Raw genomic sequence first — 672 nt, 5'->3', positions numbered from 1 at the left:
ACGCCATTCTACGGCGAATCCGGCGGCCAGGTGGGCGATACAGGCCGAATTCTCGGCGAAGGCTTCGCAATCGACGTCACCGACACGCAGAAGAAGGCCGACGGCCTGTTCGTCCATTTCGGACGCGTCGCGTCGGGTACGGTGAAAATCGGCGCTCCCGTCGAGCTCAAGGTCGACGCCGCGCGCCGCGCCCGCATCCGCCGCAATCATTCAGCAACCCATCTCGTCCACGAGGCGTTGCGCGAAGTGCTCGGCACGCACGTTGCGCAGAAGGGTTCGCTCGTCGCGCCTGACCGCCTGCGCTTCGATTTTTCGCATCCCAAGCCGATCGCGCCCGAAGAGCTTGCGCGGGTCGAGGAACTCGCCAACGAGATCGTACTGCAGAATGCTCCCGTATCTACGCGGCTGATGGCCGTTGACGACGCGATCGCAGAAGGCGCCATGGCGCTCTTCGGCGAAAAGTATGGCGACGAGGTCCGCGTCGTGTCGATGGGTACGGCGCTTCATGGCGACAAAGCCGGCAAGAGCTATTCGACCGAGCTTTGCGGCGGAACGCATGTCGCCGCTACCGGCGATATCGGCATCGTGCGTCTTCTGGCCGAAGGCGCCGTGGCATCGGGCGTCCGCCGCATCGAGGCGCTGACGGGCGAAGCCGCGCGGCAACATCTCGAC

1 protein-coding gene is annotated in these 672 nt (G+C 65.0%); it reads left to right on the top strand.

The window, feature by feature from the left end; genetic code table 11:
* The coding region (locus ACT6UX_RS30395) for an alanine--tRNA ligase-related protein (protein WP_444778860.1) at positions 1 to 672 on the top strand (672 nt) is incomplete at both ends.

It is taken from the genome of Reyranella sp. (assembly GCF_052439685.1).
GTDB lineage: Bacteria > Pseudomonadota > Alphaproteobacteria > Reyranellales > Reyranellaceae > Reyranella.
Note: the sequence above shows the minus strand (reverse complement) of the source record. Positions and strands in the feature narration are given on the sequence as shown.